Raw genomic sequence first — 23,218 nt, 5'->3', positions numbered from 1 at the left:
CTAATACGCCGGCCATTGCTCCACGGGAATGTTCGTTAACTCCGGGCGCTCTCTAAACATGCGGGCGACGTCGACGCTGGGATGCTCCTTGAGCGCCTCCACGACACACTGATTGACATATTTCCGGCGCGACAGCCACTTGATCTGCTTGCCCTTCGCCTCTGCCTTGCAGGCAACGATCGCCTGCTTGAGCGCAATCTTCTCGGCCTTGGTGAGGGCGGCAGCCTCTGCTGCACCGGCGGCAAGGACAGTGGCGACAAGGCACGGCAGCAGGAGCATCATGAAACGTGGCATGCGGCTAATCCTTGTTCTCGCGTCGGCGCAGGTAATCATCAGTCGTCCGTGGCGGCGCGCGTTCCGGCACGCCCTGGAACGGATCGAACTGCTGTTCGCTCATCAGGATGACGCGACAGTCGGCGCACATTCGCAAGGCCTCGAGCCTCTTGTCGCCGGCAGGATACATCCAGTGCCGACCCTCGAGCTTTGCCGCAATCCGATCGATCGTGCTCTTCACGCCGAACGGGATGCCGCAACGGATACACAGCGCGGGCTCTTCTTCCTTGATCACGACCGTAGACGCGCGCGCTGCGCGGAAATCGATCTGCGGCTTCAGCGTGATGACCTTTTCGGGGCAGGTGCTCTGGCACAGGCCGCATTGCACGCAGGCGTCTTCGACGAACTTGAGCACAGGCCGCTCGGGATCGTCGCGAAGCGCGCCGGTCGGGCACGCCGAAACACAGGACAGGCACAGTGTGCAGCCATCCGTCTTGACGCTGATCGCGCCAATCGGAGCGCCCTGCGGCAAAGCGATCACATCGACCGGCTTTGGTGCCAGGCGGTGCAATTCGCTGAGGGCAAATCGCAGCAGATCGCGCCGCTTTCCGACAGTCCTAAAGGTCGCGGGCGGCTCGACCGTTGCAAGCATCTCGATTCCGCCCAGTTGCGCACCCAGCGCGTCGGGATCGTCCGTTTCGATCGTCGCGACACGGTGTCCATCGAATCCGAGGCCCGCAAGAATGGCTTCGGCCATCGCGATCGTCTGCAATAGTCCGGTCACCTCGTGACGCGGTCTTGCGCGCAGCAGAAAACGCACGGCTGACGCACCATAGGCAAATGCGCCGATCACCGCTTCGAGCCCGACCTGTGTCAGCTCGTTGACGGCGAGGGGAAGCACGTTAGCCGGCAATCCGTCGCCGTGACGGGCGAGCGCATCGATCAGCGGCGTACCGTGCTGGCTGTCATGCAGCATCACCACCGGATGCGCGCCGCCGGCCTCGTGATAAGTGAGCAACATGGCGCGCAGGATCTGTAACTGGGTATCGGCGGGCGGCAGCGCGTAGGATACGGCGCCCGTGGGGCAGGCGGCAGCGCATTGCCCGCAGCCTGCGCAGACTTCCGCGTTGACAGCGACATGGTCGCCAGCAGGCGTGATCGCGCCGGTCGGGCACAAATCGAGGCAGCGATGGCACCCGGTCAGCTTCGAGCGCGAATGTGCGCAAAGGCCGGGCGTGAAGTCGACATATCTCGGCTTGTCAAAGCTGCCGATGAGATCTCGCGCAGCAAGTACCGCGCGCAGCACGGCGGCGGGATCCTTGGGATCTGCGCGCAAGTAGCCGTCGCGCAGATCATGCGCGGGAAACAGCGGCGGCTCGCCGGAGAGGTCAAGCATGAGATCGCAGCGCGAAGTTGCGGCGTTGCGTGGGGGTTCGAACACGAAGCGGTCGCGCGAGGAGGGGCGGGGCCGCGCATAGTCGTCGATCGTGAACTCGAAGGCGCCGAAATGTCCTTTCGCGTCGCGGATGGTTCCCTTCACGATCGGGAAGACCGTCGCTGCAGGCGGTGTGATGTCTGTCGGTTGCTTGAGCATGACCGTGACATCAAGATGGTCCGCAAGCAGCCGTCCGGCCTCGATTGCGGCCTCGTCGCGTCCATAGATCAGGATGACGCCGTCGCTCGACATCGTGACGAGCGGATAGTCCGGTCTCGGAATCGCAGCCGCCGCGAGCAGCGCGGACATCTTGGCACCCGTATCCGCGCCATCGCGCGACCAGCCCGCCGTCTCGCGGATATTGACGTAAGTGATCCCGTTAGGGCGTTCGCCGGCCTCATCGGAGAACTGAGCCGCCTGCTGCGTGCAGGCGACCGTCAGCGGGCCATCCACTTTTGCGGCGGTGCGGAAATGATCGAGCTCCGCACCGCAGAGATGTCGAAAGCTCTTGATCTCACAATTGGGGCAGCCACGCCGGATCGCCGCCGTGTCGAGGCGCATCGTGTCCTCACACGAGCAGATCAGGACGGTCTTCGCTGGTTGCTCCAGGTGAATCCCTCCGTCAGTGCGGCCCGGGCTTAGCGGACTCGCGCCGTTCCCTTGCCTCGTATAGATTTTCACTATCGGGAAGAAAAGGAAAGTGGAGGACGGCCTTGCCGTCGCGCCCTACCAGCCATGTTTCCCTGGCGGAACCGATCCATCTGCCGCCGCCGTTCGCGCTCGTCCGGTTGCGCGAGGCCGGGGACGCCTTTGCCCACGCTTGCCGCACTGCACCCGAAAACGGCGCTGGCACGCTGGTCTATGTCGGGCGGTTCGATCTTGCCGAGTTCGCCGTGGTGCTCGAGCCGGGCGAACCCTTGAGGACCGCGCGACGCGCCTTCTACGCCGGCATGGTCGCGCTCACCGACGCGCTCCGCGCCTATGCACCGCCGAACAAGACAGTGGCGATCGACTGGCCCGACGCGGTCAACATCGACGGCGGGCTGGTCGGCGGTGGGCGGATGGGGTGGCCGTCGACGGCGCGCGAGGACGAGCCGCCCGCCTGGCTGGTGTTTGGCGCCATGATCCGGACGGTCGCAATGGCCGACCAGGGGCCCGGCGTTCATCCGCTCGCATCCGCGCTCGACGAGGAGGGGTTTGGCGAAGCCGGAGCGGTGCAGGTGACCGAGAGCTTCGCGCGGCATCTGATGAGGGTCTTCGATGGTTGGCAGGTCGATGGCTTCGACAGCGTTGCGCGGGACTATCTCAGTCGCATGGCCCGCGAGCGGAAAATGGTATTGCGGATCGATGATTGCGGCGATCTCCTCACACGCCGTCTCAACACTGACCGGACTGAGAGGAGCGAACTCGTCAAAGCGCTAGCCACGCCGTCTTGGCTCGATCCGAAGCTCGGAGGGCCAAGGCTGTGAGACTCTTGCGCACCATCGCGCTCGATCCTTCCGACACCTTCGTGTTCGACGTGGCGTCCGTATCAGGCGAATGGGCCGTATCCGGCGCCTTCCGCTTCTGCGATCTGGATCCGGCGAGGCTGAGCGGCAAGGCACGCGCGGCGTTCCGCGGCGGGTTCCTTGGAGTGCAATCCTGGGGCTGGTCGACGCTGGTGCAGATTGTGCCGGCAACGGAGGACGATTGCCGGACGCTGATCGAGCTCCTCGCCGGGCAACTCATGGATCGTTTCGGCGCGCCGGATCTGGCAACCGCGCGGGGGGCTGCGGAAGAGGAGGTTGCCTTTGCGCAAGCCCTTTGCACGCATCCAGTTAGTTCGCTCATTGCCGTCCACCGCTCGGTGAGCGACGGCGAGGTCCGCGAGTCCTTCCGGAGGCTGCAACTGCGGGAAGGGCAGGGCCATGGCAAGGCATTCTCATTCATGGAGGTGGAGGACGACGTCGAGCACGACCATGATCTTCACCCTGCCGATATGGGCCAGGAGCCGCGGAATCGATGAAGGATTTCTGGATCGCGTGTGGTCACCATCTGCTCGATCGCGACGAGAGCGGTGGACTCTGCGTCACGGATGAATTCCTGAAGGCTTATTTTGCCCGTCCCGAGCTGATGCCGCCGGACGACGCATGCCCGGTCGAACGAAGGCTGCACCGCGAGTTGCTCGCTGGTCCGCGCCAGCCAGTGGACGTTGACGAGATCGCTGCGATCGCCGATGCGGACGCACGCGAAAACTGGCGGTTCGTGCTCGCCTTTCGCGATCTCCTGCTGCGGCATCCGACGCTCGAGGCTGCTTACCTTGCTACGGTCCGGTCGCGGACCAACGATCTGCCGCCGCTGTTCGTCAATCAGCTCGTGCACGTGATTCTGCGCAATGCGCTGGATGGCTGCGATGATCCATTCGTACCGCGTGCCGCCGAACTGTTCTTCCGGCCGCAGCGCGTCCTGCCGCACGAGCAGGCCTTGCTGCTCGGCGATGAAGAGGTGGTCGGCGGCCAGAGCCCGACCCCAGTGCTCTCGCTGATGTCAATGCTGGGAGCCGTAACCGACGCCCAGCTTGACGTGCTGAACGAGGAGAATGCCGACGAGTATTGGCAGCGCAGCGACCATTTCGACATGGCGTTCGACCTCACCGCGGGTGACCGCGGCCCGCATGCGCTGGCGCAGGCGATGCGACGCTGGATTTCCCATCTGCTAGCGGTCGACGTCGCCATCGAGCCGTTGCGCGAGCTGCAGGATGAGCAACTCAGCTGGTATGTGGGGCTGGACACGGACGCCACGGCTCTCGGCGACCGTCTCTGGCATGGCGAGCAGCTCGACGAACTCAGCGCCGGACGCGTGCTCGCGTTGTTTCGCCTGACGTTTGCGGACAGCGGTGCAGCCATAGCGAGTATGCAGGGCGAGCCGGTCCATCTCATCCTGGCGATGACGCCGGACCAGAAGCTCCGGATGAAGCCGCAGAATCTGCTCACGGGGCTGCCGATCAAACGCCTGGAGATGGTAACGTGACCCCCGCCGCGCTGCCGGTTATGTGCATTCCCGTCGGCATCGTGGTCGAGCGGCGCAAGGCGGACTCGCCGTGGGCTGACTTCGTCTGGCGCTGCGTCGCCGTGCTGCCAGATGAGCCCGAGACAAAGCCCTGGACGGTGCTCCGCGAAGAGGACGGCAAAATCCTGTTTTATGCCGGCAGCGCGGCGGTTGATCTCTATCCATCCGAGACTGCGCGCTACCGCGACAATCTCGCCTCGGGGGCGCCGTGCATCTGGACCGTGCTGTCACCCGCGGAAGGCATCTGGCCTTATTCGGTGGCGGCCGCCACCGCCGATCCTGCGGAGGGCGAGGCGTTCACCGAGGCCGGCGCCAATCTCGTCGAGGCGGTGCCGATGCCGGAGGTGCTGCGCGCGGCGATTGAAAGGTTCGTGGCCGAGCACCACGTCGAACGTGAGTTCTTCAAGCGCAAGCGGCGGCAGGCCGATCCAGAGGCGCTGGCGCGCCGGCAGCACGAGGGCGGACACGAATGAGTGATGACAAGTTCCTGGCGCGCTGGTCCCGTCGTAAGCACGAGGCAAGCGCGAACGCCACGCAGCCGGACCCGGCAGTGCGCGACGACATGCAGTCGGCACCGGTGTCCGTCGCGAAAGCCGACGAAGCGGAGTTCGACCTGTCGAGCTTGCCCTCGATCGACTCGATCACGTCGGCAACTGACATCAAGGCCTTTCTGCACAAAGGTATTCCGCGGGAGCTGACGCGTGCGGCGCTTCGTCGCGCCTGGAGCGCCGATCCGGCCATTCGCGACTTCGTCGGGCTCGCGGAGAACGCCTGGGATTTCAACGATCCCTCTGCGATGCCGGGTTTTGGCCCGCTGGATTGTTCCGAGGGAGAACTGGCCGCACTCGTGGACAGGATCGTCGGTGGCCTCAGCAAGTCGGCCGAGACGCTGTCTGAGGCTCCTGTTGAAGTCACGGATTCTTCGTCAGAATTGAGCCGAGCCGAGACGCCGCGCGATGACCTCGTCGCCGAAAAGGCGGCGACCACCGAACCCGTACCTGCTCCTGCTGCAACGCAACTAACGGACGCCGAAAGCACTAAGACCGAACAGGCATCGGCTCGGCGCCGCGCGCACGGCGGCGCGCTGCCCTGCTAGGTCCCCCGACGAAAGGCCATAGCCTCGGACTATGGGGCAATTGACCCCCCGTCAGGCCGGGACTACGCTTCGCTAGCGCTTTGTAACAAAAGCAAAATCAGCACCTGGGACTTGGATGGGAGGTCCACGTGCGTGATGATGGCCTTGAGCGAGCCATTAACGCCGTTGGCGGCGTTGCTGAGCTTGCGCGCAAAATCGGCATCAGCCAGCCCTCCGTTTCGAACTGGAACAAAGTGCCCGCACAACGGGTGATTGCGGTCGAAGCGGTCACAGGCGTATCGCGCAATCACCTGCGGCCGGATCTCTACAGCGAGCCGCTTTTGCTCGAAGAGGCGATTGATCCCGTCGATGCGGCGCGTGCGCAGGAGTATCTATTGCTCGCGACGCTGTTGTCCGCAGCACCGTCAAGAAGGCTGCTCGATCAACTCTCCGCATTGACCGGCGATACGACGCCGCTCGGGCGCGCACATGTTGAGCTGGCCGAAGCGGCGGCCGGTGCGGTCGCAGCCAAGATCGAGCGCGAATATTTCGACCTGTTCGTCGGTCTCGGCCGCGGCGAGATCTTGCCCTATGCCTCCTACTACCTGACTGGGTTTCTCAACGAGCGGCCACTGTCGCGCCTGCGCGCCGACCTCGCAGCGCTCGGGATCGAGCGCGTCGCGATCAATTCGGAGCCGGAGGACCACGCCGCGATCCTGTGCGAGATCATGGCCGGCTTTGCGGCAGGGCGCTTCGCGGCGTCATCAGATACGCAGCGCGCCTTCTTCGAGAAGCACCTCGCGCCCTGGATGGGGCGATTGTTCGCCGACATCGAGCGCGCTGGGGGCGCCACCTTCTATCGTGCGGTCGGCGCGCTCGGTCGCGCTTTTATGGAGATCGAGACAGAAGCATTCACATTCGCCAACTGACCCGCACGCGCGGGTCCGGGAGAGATGCGATGAGTGAAGACAGCAAAACCACGGTCGGGCGCCGCGACTTTCTGCGCAAGGTCGGCATCGGCACGGTGGGTGCCGGCGCGACCCTCGCGACACCGCTGGTCGGGTCCGCCGAGGCCGACAGCGAAACCAACGATGAGAAGCGCAAGGCGCGCTACAAGGAGACCGATCACGTCAAGGCCTTCTACCGCGTCAATCGCTATCCGGCTAAGGGAGGCTGACCGTGCTGATCAAGCGAACACACCAGCATTCCCCGCGCCACGGCTCCGTCGCAGAGTCCCTTGCAGGTCAGGGTGGCGGTCTCGACCGCCGTAGTTTCCTGCGCAAATCCGGTCTTGCCGGCGGCGCGCTCGCAGCGCTTGGCACCCTGCCGGTCGGCAACGTGCGCAGGGCGGAGGCAGCGATGGCCGGTCCGCTTACTGCCGGCGCGACCGTGCGCAAGACCATCTGCACGCATTGCTCGGTTGGGTGCACGGTGACGGCTGAGGTCCTGAACGGGGTATGGATCGGCCAGGAGCCAAGCTGGGATTCCCCGATCAATCGCGGCTCGCATTGCGCCAAGGGCGCCTCCGTGCGCGAACTCGTGCATAGCGAGCGGCGGCTGCGCTATCCGATGAAGCTGGTGGACGGGCAGTGGACCCGCGTGTCCTGGGACACTGCGATCAACGAGATCGGCGACAAACTTCAAGCAGTACGTGAGAAGTCGGGCCCCGATTCCGTTTATTGGCTCGGCTCGGCCAAGATGACCAATGAAGGCGCCTACCTGTTCCGCAAGCTGGGGGCGTTCTGGGGAACCAACAACACCGATCACCAGGCCCGCATCTGCCATTCAACGACCGTCACCGGCGTCGCCAATACCTGGGGCTACGGCGCGATGACCAACAGCTACAATGATATCCGCAATGCGAAGACACAGGTCATCTTGGGCGGCAATCCGGCCGAGGCTCATCCGGTCTCGTTGCAGCATCTGCTCGAGGGCAAGGAGCTGCAAAAGGCCAACTTTGTCGTCATCGACCCGCGTCTGACGCGCACGGCCGCACACGCGACCGACTATGTGCGCATGCGGCCGGGCACCGACATCCCGGTGCTCTACGGCCTGATGTGGCACATCCTCCAGAACGGTTGGGAGGACAAGGAATTCATCCGGCAGCGCGTCTACGGGTTCGACGACCTCAAGAAGGAGGTTGAGAAATGGCCTCCGGACGAGGTCGAACGCGTCACCGGCATTCCTGGCGAGCAGCTCAAGCGCGTCGCCAAGATGTTCGCCACCGAGAAGCCGGCGACGTTGATCTGGGCCATGGGCCAGACCCAGAAGACCGTCGGCACCGCCAATGTGCGGGCGAGTTGCATCGCGCTTCTGATGACCGGCAATGTCGGCGGAGCGGGCATGGGCGCCAACATCTTCCGTGGCCACGACAACGTGCAGGGCGCGACCGATGTCGGGCTCGATATCGTCACGCTGCCCTTCTACTACGGCCTCGCCGAGGGCGCCTGGAAGCACTGGTCGCGGGTATGGGAGGTCGACTACGAATTCCTGAAGTCGCGCTTCGATACCAAGCAGATCATGGAAACACCCGGCATCCCGCTGACCCGCTGGTTCGAGGCGGTGACGCTGCCGAAGGATCAGGTCGCGCAGAAAGACAATGTGAAGGCGGTGTTCGTGCAGGGACATGCCTCCAACAGCATCACCCGCATCCCTGAATCCCTCAATGGCTTGAAGGCGCTCGAGCTGCTCGTCATCGCCGATCCGCATCCGACGACCTGGGCCTCGCTCTCCGTTGAGGCAGGACGCAAGGATGGCGTCTACATTCTGCCGGTCGCCACGCAGTTCGAGTGCAAGGGATCGCGCGTCGCCTCCAACCGCTCGCTGCAATGGGGCGAGCAGATCGTGAAGCCGATCTTCGAGTCGAAGGATGATCTCGAAATCATCTATCGCTTGGCGAAGAAGTTCGGCTTCGCCGACCAAATGTTCAAGAATATCAAGGTCGAGAACAATCTTCCTGAAGCAGAGGATGTACTGCGCGAGATGAACCGCGGCAGCTGGTCGACCGGCTATTGCGGGCAATCACCCGAGCGCCTCAAGGCGCACATGAAGAACCAGGCGAAGTTCGACATGCTGACGATGCGGGCGCCGAAGGACGATCCCGAGGTCGGCGGCGATTATTACGGTCTGCCCTGGCCGTGCTGGGGATCACCGGAGGTCAAGCATCCCGGCACGCCGTTGCTCTACAACACCAATCTGCACGTGATGGATGGCGGCGGCACGTTCCGGCCGCGGTTTGGCATCGAGCGCGAGGAGAAGCTGCCGGACGGCACGACGCGGAAAGTCAGTCTGCTCGCGGACGGCTCGTACTCGCTGGGATCGGCAATCCAGGACGGCTACCCGGAATTCACGCTGGCGAGCCTGAAGAAGCTGGGCTGGGACACCGACCTCACTGAAGCGGAAATGGCCGTGATCAACAAGGTCAATCCCGCCAATCCGGACACAGTGTCGTGGTCGCTCGATCTGTCGGGCGGCATCCAGCGCGTTGCACTGGCGCATGGCTGTGTTCCCTACGGCAACGGCAAGGCGCGCATGAATGCGTTCGGCTTGCCCGATCCCATTCCGGTCCATCGTGAGCCGATCTACACGCCGCGCGTCGACCTCGTCGCCAAATATCCGACGCTGCCCGACGCCAAGCAATTCCGGATGCCCAATATCGGGTTCTCCGTGCAGAAGGCTGCGGTGGAGAAAGGCGTTGCGAAACAGTTCCCGCTCATCCTGTCGTCCGGCCGTCTGGTCGAGTATGAGGGGGGCGGCGAGGAGACGCGCACCAATCCGTGGCTCGCCGAATTGCAGCAGGACATGTTCATCGAGATCAATCCCGCCGACGCCGCCGAGCGCGGTGTCAAGGACGGCGGCTGGGTCTGGGTCACGGGTGCCGAGAACAATTCCAGGGCAAGGATGAAGGCGCTCGTCACCGAGCGGGTCGGCAAAGGTGTTGCCTGGATGCCCTTCCACTTCGGTGGCTGGCTTGCGGGCAAGGATCTTCGCGGCAACTACCCCAAGGGCACCGACCCGATCGTGCTCGGCGAAAGCGCGAACACGATCACCACCTACGGATACGACCCCGCGACGGGCATGCAGGAGCCGAAGGTCACTCTCTGCCAGATCGCGGCGGCATAAGGAGCAACGACGATGGCACGTATGAAATTTCTCTGCGACGCCGACCGTTGCATCGAGTGCAACGCCTGCGTCACGGCCTGCAAGAACGAGCACGAGGTGCCCTGGGGCATCAATCGGCGCCGGGTCGTCACCATCGCCGACGGCAAACCGGGCGAACGGTCGGTCTCGATGGCCTGTATGCACTGCACGGATGCGCCCTGTGCGGCAGTGTGTCCGGTGAACTGCTTCTACACCACCGCCGACGGCGTGGTGCTGCACTCCAAGGATCTCTGCATTGGCTGCGGTTATTGCTTCTACGCCTGTCCGTTCGGCGCGCCGCAATATCCGAAGGTCGGCAATTTCGGCTCGCGCGGCAAGATGGACAAATGTACCTATTGCGCCGGTGGCCCCGAGGCCGATGGCAGCAAGGAGGAATACGAGAAATACGGTGCGAACCGCCTCGCCGAAGGCAAGTTGCCGCTGTGCGCCGAGATGTGCTCGACCAAGTCGCTGCTCGCCGGCGACGGCGAGATCATCGCCCAGATCTATAAGGAGCGCGTGCTGAAGCGCGGCTACGGCTCAGGCGCGTGGGGCTGGAAGACTGCCTATCGCGAGACGATCGAGTCCTGAAAACAGGCCGCGTGCGACGCGGTACAAATGCCGGGAGGAGTTCATGTCCCCATTTGCAAGGTTCATTCGTCCAGCCGTCGGCGCGTGGGCGTTGCTTCTGTTGATCATGGCAGTTCCGGCGCCGTCAGTGGCCCAGCAGGTCAATCCGACGGCGAGTTCGGTCAACGAACGCCAGTTGCTCCAGGAGATGGATCGGATCCAGGGGCGCGTCAGCATTCCCGACCAGCGCTCCAGCGTGCTGATGCAACCGGCTGGCCGCGAGTGGCGTGAATTCCGCAACGTCGCGCTGCGGTGGATCGGCGGCGTTGCCGTGCTCGGCATGCTGGCGGCGCTCGTGATCTTCTATCTGGCGCGCGGCATGGTCCGCCTCGAAAGCGGACGATCGGGCCGCACCATCGTGCGGTTCAACGCATTTGAACGTTTCGTGCACTGGATGACGGCGACTTGCTTCGTCATCCTGGCAATCTCGGGTCTGAACATCACGTTCGGGCGGCCGCTGCTGCTCCCGCTGATTGGATTCGACGCTTTCTCGGAATGGTCGCAATGGGCGAAATTTGCCCACAACTACCTGAGCTTCCCCTTCACGATTGGCGTCGTGCTGATCTTTCTGATGTGGATCGCCGGCAACATTCCGAACAAGGTGGACGTGGAGTGGGTCAAGCGCGGTGGCGGCCTTATTGGCCACGATCATCCGCCGGCACGACGCTTCAATGCCGGTCAAAAGGGGATCTACTGGATCGTCGTGATTGGCGGTGGCATCGTTGCGGCGACCGGGTATCTGCTCATGTTCCCGTTCTACCTGAATGGGATCGAGGGCATGCAGATTGCCCAGATCATCCACTCCATCGTGGCCGTACTGTTTATCGCCGCGATGCTCGCTCACATCTACATCGGCACCATCGGGATGGAAGGGGCCTTCGAGGCGATGGGATCAGGCGAGGTGGATGTCAACTGGGCGCGCGAGCACCATAGCCTGTGGCTCGACCAGGAGTTGGCGCGGAGCGGCCCGAACGATTCTCGGCCGCAGCCTCGCCATGCTGCGTCCGCAGCCGAATAGAGCTGACGGATCGTTGCCTAAAGACGTACGCCCGTCGTCGCAAACGCTTCTGCGACCGGTTGCTGTACGCTGTTGAGCACCGCAACTCCAACCATTGCGATGACGATCGTCGCAATACAGGCAAGGATGAAAGCCTTCATCGCGATCCCTCCTTGCAGGCGTTATACAGGATGTCTGACCGCGAATAAACGCTTGGGGCAGGCCAATGTGGGCCGTAGCCAAGGTGCCGCTGTCACGGTCGTGGGCTTAGAATGCCGCTTACTTGTGCGGCTTTGCTGAAACCTGCTCAATTGGCCAGTGATGGATTGGAGTGAAAGCTCAATATCATCAATGAATTTGGGGCGGCGTGTGCGTCCGTCTTCCCCTGGCCGAACGAGATCAGTGATGTCACCGCGATCGACAGCACGGCGCTGGAGACGCCCATCGATTATCTCGCTGTCACCTTCATCGTCGCTAGTCGGTTTTGGCCGTGCCATCGAAAACGAATTGGGTTTTTCGCATCGCCGGCCGCCTCTCTGATCAGTTGTCGCGATGCTCAAGCCTGGCGGCGAGCACGTCGGGAAGACCAATCGTCGGTTTGGCGGCGGGCCGGCGGTAAGTGCCTGCGGTGGCCTTGCGCAGGCGCAGTGCCACCAGCGCCTCGGCCTGCTTCACGGCGGCGACGACCTGATCGACGACGGGTACGGGGATCCGGTCGGCGACGCGTTCGGCAAGGCCCGAGAGCGGCGCGCCTGCGAAGATCAGGACATCAGCCTCGTCTTCGACGATGGCGCGTTGCGCGAGGTCGACGAGCAGATCCTCCTTCTCGGTGCCGACCTCCGAAATCGCCTTGAATGGCGTATCGAGCATGCGGATGCCGGCGCAGCGCTCCCGCAGCCCGTGGTCGCGGACGCACTCTTCGTACCAGGGCCCGAGTGCCTGGGCGAAGGTGACAATGGCAAAGCGCCGTCCGGCCATACAGGCGGTCAGCATCGCGGCTTCAGCCATGCCCACCACGGGAATGTCAAAAGTCTCGCGCGCGGCGAACAGGCCAGGATCGCCGAAGGCTGCGATGATTGCAGCGTCGACCTTTGTGTGTTGCTCGGCCAGCATCTCCAGCGCAATGGCGCCGCCGATCTGCGCCTCGGTGCGCGTTGCGATATAGGGCACGCCGCGCGTGGCGGTGCAGGGGATGATCTCGGTGCCGGGCGCGGCCGCGCGCTGCCCGACCTCGGTCATCAATTGCGTGACCGCGGTGCTGGTGTTGGGGTTGAGCAGCAGCAGCTTCATGGTCAGGCCGCCGTCAGCTTGGGCTTGAGGGCGAGGGTCTCGAGCAATGCGATGCCGGTCTGACGGACATGGGCGCCGAGCAGGCGTCCCGCGGCCTCGCTGTCCCGCGCTTCGAGCGCGGCGAGAATATTGGCGTGCTCGTCGACCGAATTGCTCCAGCGCTTGGCGGCGCCCAGCGCGAGATAGCGCGCGCGCTCAGCGCGGGAGATCAACGTCTCGTGCGCTTCGCGGAGCGGCGTGTTGCGGGCCATGCGGACGATGGTGTTGTGGATCTCGCCGTTGATCGCAAAATAATCGTCGAGCTTGCCGTTGCGATGATGACCTTCCATGCGGGTCTGCAAGGTGCGCAGGCGGGCGAGATCGCGTTCGGTGGCGCGCTCCGCGGCAAGCTCTGCCGCGAGCCGCTCGATGCCGGCGAGGGCCTCGAATAGTTCCGAGATATCCTCGACCGCGATGTCGGCGATACGTGGGCTGCGATTGGGGCGAAGCTCGATCAGTCCTTCGGCCGCGAGCACCTTCATCGCCTCGCGCAGCGGGGTGCGCGACACGCCGAGCTCCTTCGACAGCTTTGTTTCCTGGGTCTGCGATCCCGGCGGGAGCTCGCCGCGAATGATCATCGTCCGCATCCGCGCGGCGGCGCGCTCATGCAGCCCCATCCTCTTGAGTTTGGGCGACTTTCGTCCCTTCGGGGTGTCCGGCTTCTGCTGCACGCGCGCCTCGTTGCTTCAGTTCATCCTAGCCGTTTCCGGCCCCTTGGCTTGCCCAAAATACCGACGCATGTAGCTGAAAACAATGGCATAGAGCGGAAATTGTATGCAGCATGCAAAAAGTAGATTGCACTGCTGCGAGGGCCGACGGATGATCACCGCACGACGCGCGAGATCTCGCGCGCTTTCCGAAACGGAGTTGGCGATGCGGACGAGTTTGCGACTGGGCCTCGTGGTGATGGCGGCGATGTTCGGCAGTGACGATCTCGCCATGGCGCAGACCGCGAAGATCAAGCTCGGCTACGCCAAGTGCGCGCACTGCCTGCCGATGTCGCTGATTCCAGGAATGGCGAAGGGCGTCGAGGTCGAGGCCACCGGCTTCAACTCCGGCAATGACGTGCTCACCGCGTTGGTGTCGAAGAGCATTGACGTCGCGCAGGTCACCTACCTCCATTATATCACCGCGCTCGACAAGGGCTTCGATGTCGTCGCCGTCTCCGGCCAGATCAATGGCGGCTCGGAATGTCTGTCCTCGGCGAAGTTGAGCCTGCCCCCGGAAGACTGGGCCGCATTCAAGGCGACCGTCGCAAAGGCGAAGAGCGACGGCCAGCCGCTGAAGGTCGCGGCCTCCCGCGGCAATGCGCAGGACATCCACATGCGCGGCGCGTTCCTCAAGCAGGGCGTCGACCCCAACAAGGACATCCAGTTCATCAACATCCCCAACCCTTCCGACCATCTTGCAGCGCTCCAGCGCGGCGAGGTCGACATGATCTGCTCGGTGGAGCCGTTCGCCTCGCAGATCCGGCTCGCCGGCGCCGGCAAGCACTTTGTGTTGCCGTATGATCAGGCGGCTGGGAATCTCACCAACCTGATCGTCACCCGCTCCGACGTCATCGCCAGCCAGCGCGCCGGCGTGCAGGGTGTCGTCGGCGCTGTGGTCGAGCTCGACAACAAGCTGATCGCCGACAAGGGCCCGTGGATCGATGTCATCAACAAGCTCACCGGTCTCGACAAGGCGGTGGCGACCGAAGCGCTGAACAATGCTTCGCCCGATCCTGCGATCCATCGTTCGCAGACGCTCGCAATCGCCGCGATGATGCGCGACCTCAAATACATCTCGAAGGACGTCTCCGCGGAAGCGGAGAAGAACATGGATTATTCGTTCCTGGAGAAGGCCACGGGAAAAGCCAAGAATGACCTCGGTTACTGACGTTTCGCCCGCAAGGCCGGCGTTTCGGCTGACGCGGGCGTTCCAGGGGCTCGAACGCCTCATCGTGCCCGTGCTGCTGATTGCGGGCTGGGAAGCCTTTGCCCGCAGCGGCATGCTGCCGCCGGCGCTGCTTCCGGCGCCGAGCGCGGTGCTGCATGCGCTCGGCGACTGGGTGTTCGGCTTCGACGAGACCACGCAAACCTATTCCGGGCACTGGCTGCGCGATGCGCTCGCAAGCGCCTTGCGCGTGTTCGGCGGCTTTGCGCTGGCAAGCCTGCTCGGCATTCTCGCCGGCGTCGCGATCGGCTGGTCGCGCCTGTTCGAGAAGACGCTGGAGCCGACGCTGCAGATGCTGCGTCCGATCCCACCGGTGTCCTGGATTCCGCTGGCCATCATCTGGTTCGGCATTGCCGACAAGCCGGCGATCTTCCTCGTCTTCCTCGGCGCCTTCTTTCCCGTGCTGATGAACAGCATCCACGGCGTAAAGACCGTGGATCATAATCTCGTCCGCGCCGGCGCGATGATGGGCGCCAATAGCCGCCAAATGCTGACCGACATCGTGCTGCCGGCGGCGCTGCCCTCGATCTTCGCCGGCCTGCGCATCGCCGTCGGCTCGGCCTGGATGCTGACGGTCACGGCCGAGATGGTCGCGGTGAAGAGCGGCCTCGGCTACGTGCTGTGGGATTCCTATTACTTCCTGCGCTATGACATCGTGCTCGCGGCGATGATCTCGATCGGGCTGCTCGGCTATCTCTCCGACCTCGGCCTCAAGGCGATCATGGCGCGCACGCTGCGCTGGCAGCAGGCAACCACCGTGCAGGGCAGGGCGGGCTGATGGCGGCAATCGAGCTTCGCAACATCGTCAAGGTGTTCTCCGACAAGCGGCGCGGCCGTGACCTCTTGACGCTGGACAACATCAATCTCGACATCGAGGCCAATGATTTCGTCTGCCTGCTCGGCCCGTCCGGCTGCGGCAAGTCGACACTCCTGAACATCATCGCCGGCTTCGAGCAGGCGACCTCCGGCCGCACGCTGGTCGACGGCAAGCAGGTGGAGCGGCCCGGCTCGGACCGCGGCGTGGTGTTCCAGCAGCCGACCCTGATGCCGTGGCTGACCGCGATCGACAACATCGCCTTCCATCTCAAGCTCAAGGGCGTCGCCAAGGCCGAACGCTACGACCGCGCCATGGAGTTCATCGATCTCGTGGGCCTGCGCGGCTTCGAGCACCATCATCCCTCTGAAATGTCCGGCGGCATGAACCAGCGCGTCGGCATCGCACGCGCGCTGCTCATGAACCCCAGCGTCATCCTGATGGACGAGCCGTTCGCGGCGCTGGACGCCCAGACCAAGCTCGAAATGCAGGAGGAGCTGGTCGCGATCTGGCAGAAGCGCCGCTGCACCATCGTGTTCGTCACCCACAGCGTCGACGAGGCGCTGGTGCTCGGCAACAAGATCGTGGTGATGACCAAGCGACCGGGCCGGATCCGCGAGGCCGTCAATTTCGACCTGGCGCGCCCGCGCGACATCACCAGCCCCGAATTCAACGATGCCAAGCGCCACATCCTGGCTTTGATCCGGGAGGAGTCGACGCGCCTTGCGCAGGCGTCGTAAGGTATGGCCATGCGCAAGCGTCTCGGCATGATCACGCCGTCGTCCAACTCGGTGCTCGAGCCCGTCACCAGTGCCATGCTGCGTGGTGTGACGGATGTCACCGCGCATTTCTCGCGTTTCCGGGTCACCGAGATCGCGCTCGATGCCGCGGCGCTGAGCCAGTTCGACGCCTCGGCGATGCTGCCGGCGGCGGATCTGCTGGCCGACGCCAAGGTCGATGCCATCGCCTGGAACGGCACCTCGGCGAGTTGGCTCGGCATCGGCCGCGACCGAAGTCTTTGCGAGGCGATCACCGCACGCACCGGCAAGCCCGCGACGACGTCGACGCTCGCCTGCATCGATGCGGCCCGCGCGCTCGGCGCCAAGCGCGTCGGCCTCGTATCGCCCTACACGGACGATGTGCAGCGACGGATCGCCGACGTCTGGGCGACGGAAGGCATCGCGCCGCATGCCGAGCGGCATCTCGGCCTGCGTGACAACTTTTCCTTCGGCGAGGTCACGCCCGCGGCGATAGCGGGCATGATCCGCGCCGTCGCGGCGGAGGGGGCCGATGCCGCAATTGTGCTCTGCACCAATCTCGATGGAGCGGCGCTTGCGGCCTCGCTCGAGCGGGAATTGAACATTGCCGTGCTCGATTCGGTGGCGGTCACGCTGTGGCGAACGCTGGAGCTGGCCGGCGGCGACACCGCAGCCCTCGCGCAGTGGGGACGCATTTTCCAGACATCGGCGATCATCAAGTGACGGAGACGCACGTGACGCAGCTCGATCTCGCCATTCGCGGCGGAACTATCGTGACGGCTAGCGACGAGTTTCGCGCCGATATCGGCATTCGCGGCGGCCGCATCGTCAGCATCTCGGACCGCATCGAGGGCGCGGCCCGTGAGATCGACGCGACGGGCCTTCTGGCGCTGCCGGGCGGCATCGACAGCCACGTCCACATCTCGCAAGCTTCAGGCCCCGACGTGGTGATGGCCGACGACTTCGCCTCGGCCACGCGCGCGGCGGCGGCCGGCGGCAACACCATGGTGCTGCCCTTCGCGCTGCAGGAGAAAGGCACCTCGCTGCGCACCTGTGTCGAGAACTATCGCAAGCTCGCCGAGGGCGAGTGCTATATCGACACGGCATTCCACCTTATCATCTCCGATCCGACTGCGGTCGTGCTCGGCCAGGAACTGCCTGCGCTCGTCAAGGACGGCTACACCTCGTTCAAGGTGTTCATGACCTATGACGACCTCGTGCTCAGCGACAGGCAGCTGCTCGAGGTGTTCGAGGTTGCGCGCCGCGAGGAGGCGCTGGTGATGGTCCATTGCGAGGGCTACGACGCCATTCGCTTCCTCACCAACAGGCTCGAGCGCGAGGGCCACATCGCGCCCTACTATCACGGCACGTCGCGGCCCCAGGCGGTCGAGCGCGAGGCGACGCATCGCGCCATCAGCCATGCCGAGGTGATCGGTGTTCCCATCATGATCGTGCACGTCTCCGGGCGCGAGGCGATGGAGCAGGTGCGCTGGGCCCAGCAGCGCGGCTTGCCTGTTCATGCCGAGACCTGCCCGCAATACATCACGCTCACGGCCGATGACATGAAGGGCCTGAACATGGACATCACGGGCGCGAAGTATGTCTGCTCGCCGCCGCCACGCGATGTCGAGAGCCAGCAGGCGATCTGGGAAGGCATCACGTCAGGCGTGTTCCAGACCTTCTCGTCCGATCACTGCCCGTTCCGCTACGATGATCCCAAGGGTAAGCTGACGCCGAACGCTCGCACCTCGTTCCGCTGGGTGCCGAACGGCATTCCCGGCGTCGAGACGCGGCTGCCGATCCTGTTCTCCGAGGGCGTCTCGAAGGGCCGCATCACCCTGCAAAAGTTCGTCGAGCTGACCGCGACCAACCACGCGAGGATCTACGGTCTCTATCCGCGCAAGGGCTCGATCGGCATCGGCTTCGATGCCGATATCGCGCTGTGGGACCCCAGGCTGAAGAAGAAGGTTCAGCAGGCCGATCTGCACCACGGCTCGGACTATACGCCCTGGGAGGGCTTTGATGTCACCGGTTGGCCCGTCACCACCATTGCCCGCGGCCGGGTCGTATACGACCAGGGCGAGATCGTCGGCGACAAGGGCTCGGGTGAGGTGCTGAGCCGCGGCAAGTCGAGCCTGATCTGACCAGGCGCAGCTCGCGCGGCGCCTGGTCTGGCGAAGGACGCAGTCAGGGCATGCGGGATTTTGCCAGGACGCAGTGGACGCCCTTGTTGCCGTCGACCATCTGCGTAACCCTGAGGTCGGCGGCGATCGAGCAAAGCGTATAGGCGTCCTGCGCGCTGAGGCCGCTCCTCTCGCGGATCAGCGCGATCATGTCGCGCAGCGCCGCCTTGGCCGCATCGTCGAGGTCTTCATCGAATCCCATCGTGATCCAGTCGACCGCGGTTTCCGCGCGCGGGGAGGCGAGGCGAAGGTCGCGCCGGACGTGGAATTCGAAGGTGCCGGCCAGCGCGGCCTCGATCGCCGTCAGGCAGACCTCGCCATCGCCCTGCAGCGCATGGCCGTCGCCGGCGGAGAACAACGCGCCCGGCACGAAGACAGGAAAATAAATCGTGCTGCCGGCGCCGAGCTCCTTGTTGTCCATGTTGCCGCCGAACGCCCGCGGCTCCTTCGACGACAGCCGGCCCCAGGCGAGCGGCGGCGCGACGCCGAAATTGCCGAAGAACGGGGATAGCGGCAGCTCCTGTCCCCACGGCAGGCGCGCCACGTTGCGCGCGCGGTCGAGCGGAATGTGGATGCGACGGAATTCGGGAAAATCCTCGGGCAGCGTGCCGAGCATCGGCACCTGGAGGTTCCAGCCCCAATTGCAGCGTAGTTCGATACTCAGCACGCGCACTTCCAGCACGTCGCCGGGCTCGGCGCCCTCGACGTGGATCGGCCCGGTGAGAAGGTGCGGCCCCGGACCGCGAACGGTGCTTGCCAGCACCTCCGCATGTCCGGGAACGATGTCAAAGCCGAGCGACGGATCGGGCAGATCGTCCGACTCGCCCGAAAGCGTCTCGATGGTCACCCGGTCTCCGGATGCGATCCGGAGCACCGGCTTCAATCGTCCGTCCCAGAGTCCCCACTGGACGTTTCCGGGAATGGATCGCAGAACGTGGTCCATAGATCTACCGTCACTGCCGTGCTAGCTGCCTGCGCTGCTCGCAACGATTGAGGAGGGCGACGTCACGAGCTTGCCCAATCCGAGATAGACAAGGCCCGCAACCCCGATGCCGAACAGCCAGCTCAGGTCGGCACCGCCGAGCAGGTTGATCGAGACCGGCCCCTGCAGCGCGCCGACGAGACCGTCTTCGACCAGCCATCCGGCGACGAGGCCCGCAAAGAAGGCGATCATGCCGGCCCAGTTGATGTCGCCATAGGCGCTGGTCTCCGGCGAGCGATAGAGCTCGGCGATGTCGATCTTGCCTTTCCGCTTGATGAAGAAGTCGGCCAGCACCACCCCGGCCCACGGGCTCATCCACAAGAGCAAGCTGACCATCCAGTTGTCGAACGCTTTCGCGAAAGACGGCGCGAAGATGAAGTACAGCGTGACCAGATAGCCGGCGACGCCGACGATGACGGTGAGCCAGAAGCGCGAGAACTTCAGCCCCGCGCTCAGCGCCGCCAGCGTCGCCGAATAGACGTTGAGGATGTTGGTCGCGATCGGGCCGTGCAGCACCATCAGGAGGACCAGGATGCTGACGGGGCCTCCAAATACCGCGCTCACCATCTTGGCGGGATCGGTATCCAGCGTCGTCGAGGCGATGGTCGCGCCGAGGATGCCGAGCCAGACCGTCGGCACGAACATGCCGATATAGCTGTACCAGAACACGGACTTCGACGACACGCTCTTCGGCACGAAGCGCGAATAGTCGGAGGCCCAGGTCACCCAGGAAATGCCCCAGCCGACCCCGATCGCGGTCATCAGCAGCGTCAGCATCGCCAGATGCGCGCCCGGCGGCAGCGAGGTCGTCAAGTTCCAGTTGACGACGCCGGGACGCGTCCACGCCAAAACGCTCATCAGCACCATGATGGCGATGGTCGGCGGCACCGTGTACTTCTCGAAGGTGCGGATCGCGTAGAAGCCGTAGATTCCGATCAGCACCTGCACGGCCATCACCAGCGTGATGACGGCGATCTCGACCGGCCATGTGTCGGGAACGCCGAACTGCCCGAGGATGCCCATCGAGACTTTGACCGGGAAGTACGTGTTGACCCCGATCCAGCCCAGCGTCATCACGAACATCAGGATGCTCGGCAGGTAGGCGCCGCGGACCCCGAACGCGGACCGGCTCAGCACCATCTGGTTGACGCCGGTCTTGTGCCCCATCACCGTGAAGGTCGCGAAGATCGCGCAGCCGACGATATTGCCGAGCACGATGACCGCGATCGTCTCCATCAGGCCAAGCTTGAGGATGATGCCGAGCGCGCCGAGCGCCCAGTTCACCGGCGCGATGTTGGCGCCGGCCCAGATCCACATCTGCTGCGGCCCGGTTGAGTCCCGGTCCGCATCGGGAATTGGCTCGATGCTGTGAAGATCAGCGCGAAGTTCGGAATCCGTCATGACATCCCCCAATACGAAGCACGCTTCGCATCATCGCAGCATAAATCGTGCCATCGGTTGTGGCCGGCCGGAGCAGGGTCTGCATCGATGCCGGATGCATCCTCGCTTGCGTCGGATTGCTGTTGGATTCTCAAGCGCGCTTCGACCTCGCGCATGAAATGGTCGCCGCAACCACGAGGTGGCGACCCCTCCGCGAGCCGGTGGGCGAGAGGCAAGGGACGTTGCATGACTGAGCAGCGGTACGATGATAAATTGGGCAGCCCAACCCAAAAGCGCGGCAGCTCCGTCTAGTCGAATAAGGCAGTGGCACTGTCGCGACTGGGGTGGCCGGCCACGATGCGCTGCATCATTTCGATGAACTGCGCCTGTTCCCGCTCGCTGAGGTCTCCCAGCGTTGCGCGATGTGCCCGTCGCGCCGCGCCCTCGATCTTGATCAGCAAGGCTGCGCCCGCCGGGGTCAATCGGCACAGGCGCGCCCGACGATCGTCCTTGTTGACTGCGCGCTCGACCAGGTTTCGTGCCGCGAGACGTTTCAATGCCCCGGTCGTGGTGGTGCGATCGAGGGCGATATCGGCCGCCAAAGTGGTCTGATCGGCGGTTTCGCGCACCGCCAACGCCGAGAGGAGGCTGTATTGCAGCGGCGTGACCTCGAACGCGCCGCAGGCCTCCTGAAACAGCGCGACGTGAATCTGGTGCAGCCGGCGGATCAGATATCCGGGACGTTGCGATAATGGCCAGGGGCGATGTTTGCCCCCGCTGCGACGTGTCTTCGCCTGCCGCAATGCACACTCTCCCAAGCCAAAACCCCGCCGCGCTTAGCTCGATTCGAGTGCGCCCGCCACCGCCGGATCATGGCACGAAGCTTGCTTTTGTCAAAATGCGAAGCATGCTTCGTAATTCGGGCGATGCGTCGCTCGTTCAAGAAGAGGAAAGCGCCCATGTCCGTTACTGCCAGCTTCGACCTTCTGCTGCGAGGCGGTCGCGTGATCTGTCCGGCCTCCGGCGTTGATGGCATCAGGGACATCGCCATTCGCAACGGCAGGATTGCAGCCATCGCGCCCGACATTCTGCCGACCAGCGCCAAGGAGGTCGTCGACGTCAGCGGCAAGCTGGTGCTGCCCGGGCTGATCGACACCCACGCACATGTCTATCAATATGTCTCCGGCCGCTTCGGCATGAATCCGGACATGGTCGGCGTGCAGTCGGGCGTGACGACGCTGGTCGACCAGGGCGGCCCGTCCTGCATGACGCTGCCCGGCTTTCGTCACTTCATCGCGGAGCCTGCGGCCTCACGAGTTTATGCCTTTCTGTCCGCCTACCTCGTCGGCGGCCTCGAAGGGCACTTCTATCCGCAGCTCTACAGTCCCGATGGCGTCGACATCGACGCCACGGTCAAGGCGGCGACGGCCAATCTCGACATTGTACGCGGCATCAAGGCGCATGCCGAGATCGGTGGTTTCGCGCGCTGGGGCATTCGCGTCATCGAGATGGCGGCTGAGATCGGCAAGCGCGCCGATCTTCCGGTCTACGTGCATTTCGGCCAGCTCTGGGGCCTGCCCGAGAGCGGCGCCAATGGCGAGGATGCCGACACCATTCTTACGCGCGTGATCCCGCTCTTGCGTGAAGGCGATGTTCTCGCTCATCCGTTCACGCGTCATCCTGGCGGCTTCGTCAACCGGGAGGGTGAGGTGCATCCGGTGATCCAGGCCGCGCTCGACCGCGGCCTGAAGGTCGATGTCGGTCACGGTAGCCACTTCTCTTACCGGCTCGCCAAGAAGGCGATTGCTGCCGGCATCATCCCGACCACGCTCGGCGCCGATATTCACGGCTACAACACGCATGTGCCCGCGCCGGCCGGAACGCCCGACCAGCACGAGGACGAGGAGAACCATCCGTTCGCAGGACAGGCCAAGTTCAGCCTGGTGCAGGCGATGAGCTCGATGATGGCGCTCGGTCTGTCGCTGGAGCAGGTGGTGCCGATGGTCACCTCCAATCCCGCAAAGATGCTCGGCCGCAGCGAAGAGATCGGCGCGCTCAAGGTCGGCATGGGTGCCGACGTCTCCGTGCTCACGGAGAAGAACGGCCGGTTCGTGCTGAAGGACAACGAGAAGAACGAGGTCATCGCCGAGCGCCTGCTGCAGCCGGCCTTCTGCCTGCGCGCCGGCACGCGCTTCGACGCGGTCGCACCGATCCTGCCGCAGGCCGTCGCGGCATAAGT

General features: G+C 64.3%; 25 protein-coding genes. 16 read left to right on the top strand and 9 right to left on the bottom strand.

Annotation, left to right across the window (positions count from 1 at the left end; translation table 11 throughout):
• Positions 1-294, bottom strand: coding sequence for a hypothetical protein (locus AAFG16_RS31040; RefSeq protein ID WP_283080276.1), 294 nt, complete (start codon positions 292-294; stop codon positions 1-3).
• A gap of 4 nt (positions 295-298) precedes the next feature.
• Positions 299-2,269: a 4Fe-4S binding protein gene (locus AAFG16_RS31035; RefSeq protein WP_342731392.1), complete on the bottom strand. Its 1,971-nt coding sequence runs from the start codon at positions 2,267-2,269 to the stop codon at positions 299-301.
• Positions 2,270-2,421: 152 nt separating this feature from the next.
• Here AAFG16_RS31035 and AAFG16_RS31030 point away from each other — a divergent pair, with 152 nt between their 5' ends.
• The 10 genes from AAFG16_RS31030 (at position 2,422) to AAFG16_RS30985 (ending at position 11,619) form a co-directional block, all read left to right on the top strand.
• Entirely contained in the window at positions 2,422-3,177 is a 756-nt protein-coding gene (locus AAFG16_RS31030; RefSeq protein ID WP_283080274.1) for a biotin/lipoate--protein ligase family protein, read from the top strand.
• Positions 3,174-3,713, top strand: coding sequence for a DUF6505 family protein (locus AAFG16_RS31025; RefSeq protein WP_342731390.1), 540 nt, complete (start codon positions 3,174-3,176; stop codon positions 3,711-3,713). The genes AAFG16_RS31030 and AAFG16_RS31025 overlap by 4 nt, the downstream gene beginning before the upstream one ends.
• Positions 3,710-4,717, top strand: a complete 1,008-nt coding sequence (locus AAFG16_RS31020; protein ID WP_342731388.1) for a DUF6352 family protein — start codon at positions 3,710-3,712, stop codon at positions 4,715-4,717. The genes AAFG16_RS31025 and AAFG16_RS31020 overlap by 4 nt, the downstream gene beginning before the upstream one ends.
• A complete protein-coding gene (locus AAFG16_RS31015; protein WP_342731386.1) occupies positions 4,714-5,229 on the top strand; it encodes a DUF3305 domain-containing protein in 516 nt (171 codons plus the stop codon). The genes AAFG16_RS31020 and AAFG16_RS31015 overlap by 4 nt, the downstream gene beginning before the upstream one ends.
• Positions 5,226-5,852 carry a DUF3306 domain-containing protein gene (locus AAFG16_RS31010; protein WP_342731384.1) on the top strand — a complete coding sequence of 209 codons (627 nt, stop codon included), beginning with the start codon at positions 5,226-5,228 and terminating at the stop codon, positions 5,850-5,852. The genes AAFG16_RS31015 and AAFG16_RS31010 overlap by 4 nt, the downstream gene beginning before the upstream one ends.
• A gap of 128 nt (positions 5,853-5,980) precedes the next feature.
• Positions 5,981-6,760, top strand: a complete 780-nt coding sequence (locus AAFG16_RS31005) for a Cro/CI family transcriptional regulator (RefSeq protein ID WP_342731382.1) — start codon at positions 5,981-5,983, stop codon at positions 6,758-6,760.
• 29 nt (positions 6,761-6,789) lie between these two features.
• Positions 6,790-7,008 carry a twin-arginine translocation signal domain-containing protein gene (locus AAFG16_RS31000; RefSeq protein WP_283080268.1) on the top strand — a complete coding sequence of 73 codons (219 nt, stop codon included), beginning with the start codon at positions 6,790-6,792 and terminating at the stop codon, positions 7,006-7,008.
• 2 nt (positions 7,009-7,010) lie between these two features.
• Positions 7,011-9,953, top strand: a complete 2,943-nt coding sequence (locus tag AAFG16_RS30995) for a formate dehydrogenase subunit alpha (protein ID WP_342731380.1) — start codon at positions 7,011-7,013, stop codon at positions 9,951-9,953.
• A gap of 12 nt (positions 9,954-9,965) precedes the next feature.
• Positions 9,966-10,562: a formate dehydrogenase FDH3 subunit beta gene (gene fdh3B / locus AAFG16_RS30990; protein ID WP_011088224.1), complete on the top strand. Its 597-nt coding sequence runs from the start codon at positions 9,966-9,968 to the stop codon at positions 10,560-10,562.
• Positions 10,563-10,605: 43 nt separating this feature from the next.
• Positions 10,606-11,619 carry a formate dehydrogenase subunit gamma gene (locus AAFG16_RS30985; RefSeq protein ID WP_283087012.1) on the top strand — a complete coding sequence of 338 codons (1,014 nt, stop codon included), beginning with the start codon at positions 10,606-10,608 and terminating at the stop codon, positions 11,617-11,619.
• Between the two features lie 17 nt (positions 11,620-11,636).
• Here AAFG16_RS30985 and AAFG16_RS30980 read toward each other — a convergent pair whose 3' ends face one another.
• From AAFG16_RS30980 to AAFG16_RS30965, 4 genes are all read right to left on the bottom strand, one after another.
• Complete coding sequence (locus tag AAFG16_RS30980; RefSeq protein WP_283080266.1) at positions 11,637-11,759, bottom strand: hypothetical protein; 123 nt, start codon at positions 11,757-11,759, stop codon at positions 11,637-11,639.
• A gap of 146 nt (positions 11,760-11,905) precedes the next feature.
• Positions 11,906-12,043, bottom strand: coding sequence for a hypothetical protein (locus AAFG16_RS30975; protein WP_283080265.1), 138 nt, complete (start codon positions 12,041-12,043; stop codon positions 11,906-11,908).
• Positions 12,044-12,138: 95 nt separating this feature from the next.
• Positions 12,139-12,888, bottom strand: a complete 750-nt coding sequence (locus AAFG16_RS30970; protein WP_342731376.1) for an aspartate/glutamate racemase family protein — start codon at positions 12,886-12,888, stop codon at positions 12,139-12,141.
• Positions 12,889-12,890: 2 nt separating this feature from the next.
• Positions 12,891-13,598, bottom strand: coding sequence for a GntR family transcriptional regulator (locus AAFG16_RS30965; protein WP_342731374.1), 708 nt, complete (start codon positions 13,596-13,598; stop codon positions 12,891-12,893).
• 202 nt (positions 13,599-13,800) lie between these two features.
• Here AAFG16_RS30965 and AAFG16_RS30960 point away from each other — a divergent pair, with 202 nt between their 5' ends.
• Genes AAFG16_RS30960 through hydA form a run of 5 tightly spaced genes read left to right on the top strand, consistent with a single transcriptional unit; the run spans position 13,801 to position 18,578 of the window.
• On the top strand, positions 13,801-14,805 hold the full coding sequence (locus AAFG16_RS30960) for an ABC transporter substrate-binding protein (protein ID WP_283080262.1): 1,005 nt from the start codon (positions 13,801-13,803) through the stop codon (positions 14,803-14,805).
• Positions 14,789-15,640, top strand: coding sequence for an ABC transporter permease (locus AAFG16_RS30955; RefSeq protein WP_235547275.1), 852 nt, complete (start codon positions 14,789-14,791; stop codon positions 15,638-15,640). Before AAFG16_RS30960 ends, AAFG16_RS30955 begins: the two co-directional genes overlap by 17 nt.
• Positions 15,640-16,416 (top strand): ABC transporter ATP-binding protein, encoded by a 777-nt coding sequence (locus AAFG16_RS30950; protein ID WP_342731369.1) that lies wholly within the window; start codon positions 15,640-15,642, stop codon positions 16,414-16,416. Before AAFG16_RS30955 ends, AAFG16_RS30950 begins: the two co-directional genes overlap by 1 nt.
• A 3-nt stretch (positions 16,417-16,419) precedes the next feature.
• Positions 16,420-17,157, top strand: a complete 738-nt coding sequence (locus tag AAFG16_RS30945; protein WP_342731367.1) for an aspartate/glutamate racemase family protein — start codon at positions 16,420-16,422, stop codon at positions 17,155-17,157.
• An 11-nt stretch (positions 17,158-17,168) separates the two neighbouring features.
• Complete coding sequence (gene hydA / locus AAFG16_RS30940; RefSeq protein ID WP_342731365.1) at positions 17,169-18,578, top strand: dihydropyrimidinase; 1,410 nt, start codon at positions 17,169-17,171, stop codon at positions 18,576-18,578.
• A gap of 43 nt (positions 18,579-18,621) precedes the next feature.
• Here hydA and AAFG16_RS30935 read toward each other — a convergent pair whose 3' ends face one another.
• From AAFG16_RS30935 to AAFG16_RS30925, 3 genes are all read right to left on the bottom strand, one after another.
• Positions 18,622-19,560 (bottom strand): acetamidase/formamidase family protein, encoded by a 939-nt coding sequence (locus AAFG16_RS30935; RefSeq protein ID WP_342731363.1) that lies wholly within the window; start codon positions 19,558-19,560, stop codon positions 18,622-18,624.
• A 21-nt stretch (positions 19,561-19,581) separates the two neighbouring features.
• Positions 19,582-21,000, bottom strand: a complete 1,419-nt coding sequence (locus AAFG16_RS30930; protein WP_342731361.1) for a cytosine permease — start codon at positions 20,998-21,000, stop codon at positions 19,582-19,584.
• Between the two features lie 287 nt (positions 21,001-21,287).
• Positions 21,288-21,782: a MarR family transcriptional regulator gene (locus AAFG16_RS30925; RefSeq protein WP_342731359.1), complete on the bottom strand. Its 495-nt coding sequence runs from the start codon at positions 21,780-21,782 to the stop codon at positions 21,288-21,290.
• Positions 21,783-21,938: 156 nt separating this feature from the next.
• Here AAFG16_RS30925 and AAFG16_RS30920 point away from each other — a divergent pair, with 156 nt between their 5' ends.
• Positions 21,939-23,216: an amidohydrolase/deacetylase family metallohydrolase gene (locus AAFG16_RS30920; protein ID WP_342731357.1), complete on the top strand. Its 1,278-nt coding sequence runs from the start codon at positions 21,939-21,941 to the stop codon at positions 23,214-23,216.
• Positions 23,217-23,218 lie beyond the last annotated feature (2 nt).

This window comes from Bradyrhizobium sp. B117 (genome assembly GCF_038969555.1).
Taxonomy (GTDB): domain Bacteria; phylum Pseudomonadota; class Alphaproteobacteria; order Rhizobiales; family Xanthobacteraceae; genus Bradyrhizobium.
This window is presented reverse-complemented; position numbering and strand designations above follow the sequence as displayed.

What these genes read in the sequence shown, in the direction of transcription:
- AAFG16_RS31000 (WP_283080268.1), top strand. Translation starts at nt 6,790, where the DNA reads ATGAGTGAAGACAGCAAAACCACGGTCGGGCGCCGCGACTTTCTGCGC.
- AAFG16_RS30935 (WP_342731363.1), bottom strand. Translation starts at nt 19,560, where the DNA reads ATGGACCACGTTCTGCGATCCATTCCCGGAAACGTCCAGTGGGGACTC.
- AAFG16_RS30970 (WP_342731376.1), bottom strand. Translation starts at nt 12,888, where the DNA reads ATGAAGCTGCTGCTGCTCAACCCCAACACCAGCACCGCGGTCACGCAA.
- AAFG16_RS30955 (WP_235547275.1), top strand. Translation starts at nt 14,789, where the DNA reads ATGACCTCGGTTACTGACGTTTCGCCCGCAAGGCCGGCGTTTCGGCTG.
- AAFG16_RS30960 (WP_283080262.1), top strand. Translation starts at nt 13,801, where the DNA reads ATGCGGACGAGTTTGCGACTGGGCCTCGTGGTGATGGCGGCGATGTTC.
- fdh3B (WP_011088224.1), top strand. Translation starts at nt 9,966, where the DNA reads ATGGCACGTATGAAATTTCTCTGCGACGCCGACCGTTGCATCGAGTGC.
- AAFG16_RS30930 (WP_342731361.1), bottom strand. Translation starts at nt 21,000, where the DNA reads ATGACGGATTCCGAACTTCGCGCTGATCTTCACAGCATCGAGCCAATT.
- AAFG16_RS31010 (WP_342731384.1), top strand. Translation starts at nt 5,226, where the DNA reads ATGAGTGATGACAAGTTCCTGGCGCGCTGGTCCCGTCGTAAGCACGAG.
- AAFG16_RS30945 (WP_342731367.1), top strand. Translation starts at nt 16,420, where the DNA reads ATGGCCATGCGCAAGCGTCTCGGCATGATCACGCCGTCGTCCAACTCG.
- AAFG16_RS30920 (WP_342731357.1), top strand. Translation starts at nt 21,939, where the DNA reads ATGTCCGTTACTGCCAGCTTCGACCTTCTGCTGCGAGGCGGTCGCGTG.
- AAFG16_RS30975 (WP_283080265.1), bottom strand. Translation starts at nt 12,043, where the DNA reads ATGGGCGTCTCCAGCGCCGTGCTGTCGATCGCGGTGACATCACTGATC.
- AAFG16_RS30980 (WP_283080266.1), bottom strand. Translation starts at nt 11,759, where the DNA reads ATGAAGGCTTTCATCCTTGCCTGTATTGCGACGATCGTCATCGCAATG.
- AAFG16_RS31035 (WP_342731392.1), bottom strand. Translation starts at nt 2,269, where the DNA reads ATGCGCCTCGACACGGCGGCGATCCGGCGTGGCTGCCCCAATTGTGAG.
- AAFG16_RS30985 (WP_283087012.1), top strand. Translation starts at nt 10,606, where the DNA reads ATGTCCCCATTTGCAAGGTTCATTCGTCCAGCCGTCGGCGCGTGGGCG.
- AAFG16_RS31040 (WP_283080276.1), bottom strand. Translation starts at nt 294, where the DNA reads ATGCCACGTTTCATGATGCTCCTGCTGCCGTGCCTTGTCGCCACTGTC.
- AAFG16_RS30950 (WP_342731369.1), top strand. Translation starts at nt 15,640, where the DNA reads ATGGCGGCAATCGAGCTTCGCAACATCGTCAAGGTGTTCTCCGACAAG.
- AAFG16_RS31020 (WP_342731388.1), top strand. Translation starts at nt 3,710, where the DNA reads ATGAAGGATTTCTGGATCGCGTGTGGTCACCATCTGCTCGATCGCGAC.